The organism is uncultured Paenalcaligenes sp. (genome assembly GCF_947630565.1).
Classification (GTDB): domain Bacteria; phylum Pseudomonadota; class Gammaproteobacteria; order Burkholderiales; family Burkholderiaceae_B; genus Paenalcaligenes; species Paenalcaligenes faecalis.
Genome location: NZ_CANRIC010000086.1, coordinates 1 through 3202 on the forward strand (window position 1 = coordinate 1; position 3202 = coordinate 3202).

At 44.6% G+C, this 3202-nt stretch carries 4 protein-coding genes; 3 read left to right on the forward strand and 1 reads right to left on the reverse strand.

Translation table 11 applies throughout. The features are described 5' to 3' along the window. Positions 1-96: 96 nt before the first annotated feature. Positions 97-732, forward strand: a complete 636-nt coding sequence (locus Q0Z62_RS10690) for a hypothetical protein (RefSeq protein ID WP_298054469.1) — start codon at positions 97-99, stop codon at positions 730-732. Here the strand turns inward: Q0Z62_RS10690 and Q0Z62_RS10695 are convergent. Beyond that, complete coding sequence (locus Q0Z62_RS10695; protein ID WP_298054453.1) at positions 729-1541, reverse strand: IclR family transcriptional regulator; 813 nt, start codon at positions 1539-1541, stop codon at positions 729-731. The genes Q0Z62_RS10690 and Q0Z62_RS10695 overlap by 4 nt on opposite strands. A 143-nt stretch (positions 1542-1684) precedes the next feature. Between Q0Z62_RS10695 and pta the strand changes: the two genes are divergently transcribed. Together pta and Q0Z62_RS10705 are read left to right on the forward strand one after the other, a co-directional pair. Further along, entirely contained in the window at positions 1685-2692 is a 1008-nt protein-coding gene (gene pta / locus Q0Z62_RS10700) for a phosphate acetyltransferase (protein WP_298054458.1), read from the forward strand. Then, complete coding sequence (locus Q0Z62_RS10705; RefSeq protein ID WP_298054461.1) at positions 2689-3141, forward strand: TSUP family transporter; 453 nt, start codon at positions 2689-2691, stop codon at positions 3139-3141. Before pta ends, Q0Z62_RS10705 begins: the two co-directional genes overlap by 4 nt. The last annotated feature ends 61 nt before the right edge of the window (positions 3142-3202 follow it).

The following is a 3202-nucleotide window of genomic DNA, read 5'->3' on the forward strand; positions in this document are numbered from 1 at the left end:
GGCGTGATTGAATATCACGGCGCCTAAACCGATGACAACAAGAATCACCTTGCTTTAGCTGGGTGAGCTTCAATTAAGCAACCTATACAACAGCTTATCAATCAATGCAGTGTTAGCTTTTTAATTGACTGCTCTGGATCCATGAAAGGCAACGCAGAAACCATTACGATGATGGTTGATTTACTCAGCCGAGCAATTGAACGCAGCGGTGCAAAAACCGAAGTATTAGGTTTTTCTACGAATGCCTGGAATGGCGGCAAACCTTATAGACGTTGGATGTCTAAAGGGCGTAAAAAACACCCAGGACGACCAAACGAGATCGATCACCGGATTTTCAAGGATGCCGATACCACATGGCGTCATGCGAACCGCTCCATCATGGCCCTTCTGAAGCTTGATCTTTATCGTGAAGGGATCGATGGTGAGGCCGTCCATTGGGCTTGTCAACGACTGCTTAGCCAACCCAGTCAACGAAAACTGCTGTATGTGATTTCAGATGGTTGTCCCATGGACAGTGCAACAAATCTTGCGAATGATGACTATTATTTAGACAACCACTTACAGCACGTTCTATCCCAATATGCAAAACAGGGGGTCGAAATTTGTGGGTTAGGGATTAATTTAGATCTAAGTCAGCTTTACCCTCAGTACCTGATTGCCGATTTACACAAAGGGCTAGATAACCATTTTCTCGATGATTTTATCTTTAGTCTTCGTGTAAAACGGCGTTAATTATTCTCATCCAACTGCGCTTCAATTTTCATTAAGGCCTGCGCTGCACGTTGTAGCGCAGGTAAAGAAGCGAGCGCCTTTTCTGCCGTCATACGCATAATAGGAGCTTGTGTGGCTACAGCCATGTTGGATCGGCTGCCATTCGCCCTAGGCACCAATACAGCCACACAGAATAAACCTGGCAAAAACTCCTCATTATCAAAGGCATAGCCCTGCTCTTTGACTTTTTCAATCTCTTTCTCTAGCTCGTCAAGGGTTTGAATGGTGTTTTTGGTATAGATTTCAAAAGGTACGTTTTCTAACAACCTACGCCGTTGAGCAGGTGTCATTTGTGCCAATAATACTTTGCCACTCGCAGAACAATGCACAGGTACTTTAGAGCCGGGACGCAAGTAAAAACGCAAAGGAGCCTCGGTTTCGACTCGATCCAAATACAGTACCTCGTTGCCCGACAAGCCTGTTAAGTTGCAACTTTCACCCAACTCATTACCTAAAGCACGCAACACAGCATGACGCGCCCCATATTTAGTGTCATTAAACAACAAATCCTCAGCTAAGCGACGTAGACGCCCACCCACGCAGTAATGCCGTCCATCCGTGTCTCTAGTCAACATATTTGAGCTTTCTAGCTGCTGCAACATACGATGCACGGTGGGTTTAGGTAGATCAGTACTATCCACTAAATCCTGTAAAGAGAACTGCTTGTCTTGGGATGCAATTAATTCTAAGAGGCTAAAAAGGCGCATTGTTGGTGTATCACCAGCAATTTTTATCGATCCTTGGGTAGCCAAGTTTTGGTTTTCACTCATTCACTTCACCAATAAATTCATTATTTAGAACACATAATACCAAAAAAGATGGCAAATCATTGACCGCCTGTCAAATTATCGTTAAATTTAACTAACAACAATAAACGAAACAAAATATACCAATAATCGAGACACTGCGAGACATGAAACTACTTGAACAACTTATCCAATCGGCCAAGCAAGCACCTAGTCGCATTGTAGTCTGCGAGGCAGATGACCCACGCATATTACAAGCCGCTTATGATGCCCATCACCAAGGTATCGCAAAAATGATACTCGTAGGTGATAAAACACGCATTGAAGACACTGCCACACAACTGCAAATCAATCTATCCGACCTTGGTCTAGAAGACCCACAACTCTCATCAAAAGCAGATATATTGTGCGAGGCCTTAGTCAAGCAACGAGCGCATAAAGGCATGACGGAGGACAAAGCCAGAACAGCCTTACTAGATCCTCTCTGTTTTGCCTCTATGTTAGTCCATTGCAACTACGCTGACGGCTCTGTTGCTGGGGCCGTCTACAGCACAGCAGATGTTGTACGTAGCGCTCTGCAGATTATAGGTAAATCCCCTGATGCCGATTTAGTTTCAAGCTTTTTCTTGATGCTTCTTAACCAACCCCATCACCCAGTGCAAAAGGGGGTCATCTTTAGTGACTGCGGTTTAGTCATTAACCCATCCGAAGAAGAGCTTGCCGCCATCGCTATTGCCGCTACCCAGAGCGCTAACATTTTATTACAAACTGAGCCCCGCGTCGCCATGTTGAGTTTTTCAACGGCAGGGAGTGCAAATCACCCTGCTGTCACTAAAGTCACCAGAGCAGCACAACGCGTTAAAGCAGCACTACCTCATTTAGCGATCGATGAAGATGTTCAATTTGATGCCGCAATTATTCCTACGATTGCAGCTAAAAAGATAAAGAACTCCTCGGTCAATGGAGCCGCGAATGTCTTTATATTCCCTAACCTAGAAGCAGGCAATATTGGTTATAAGATTGCCGAACGCCTAGGAGGAGCGGTGGCAATTGGACCTTTATTACAAGGCTTGGCTAAGCCTGCCAATGACTTATCTAGAGGCTGCAGCACACAAGATATTTTTTACGTCATTACTGTAACGTCTTTACAAGCTCAAAATAGGACGGATTTATGACCTTTGTCACGGTTAGTCTATTACTTCTCGTCATTGCTCTTGGCACCTACTTTCAAACCGTGACGGGTTTCGGCCTAGCCATGATCGTCATCGGCATCAGCAGTGGCGCCGAACTCACTAGCGTCCCCTTCATTGCAACAGTAGTTAGCTTAATTAGCTTAGTCAATAGTGCTGTCGCCCTACCCAAACATTTACACCATATTGATTGGCGTATAGCCAATACAACCTTATTGGGTATTGTGCCATCTAGCATCATTGGCGTGGTGCTCTTAAATTTCTTAAATACACAAGCCACGAGCATTCTAGAGTTTTTATTAGGCGCCGTTATCGTTTATAGCGGGATTAGCTTTGCCTTACGCCCTAAGCAGCGAGACACAGAGTCCAGTTTAAAGTCCTTTTTTATTGTTGGCTTTATTTCTGGTCTTTGTGGTGGTGTCCACTTCCCCTAAACTGAGACAGTCATAATTGGAGTTTTCTGCGATACGTTACGTAGGAGACGATGATGAAGAA

Bases quoted from the DNA above. Each gene is read 5' to 3' on its own strand.
- Q0Z62_RS10695 (WP_298054453.1), bottom strand. From the start codon at position 1,541: ATGAGTGAAAACCAAAACTTGGCTACCCAAGGATCGATAAAAATTGCT.
- pta (WP_298054458.1), top strand. From the start codon at position 1,685: ATGAAACTACTTGAACAACTTATCCAATCGGCCAAGCAAGCACCTAGT.
- Q0Z62_RS10705 (WP_298054461.1), top strand. From the start codon at position 2,689: ATGACCTTTGTCACGGTTAGTCTATTACTTCTCGTCATTGCTCTTGGC.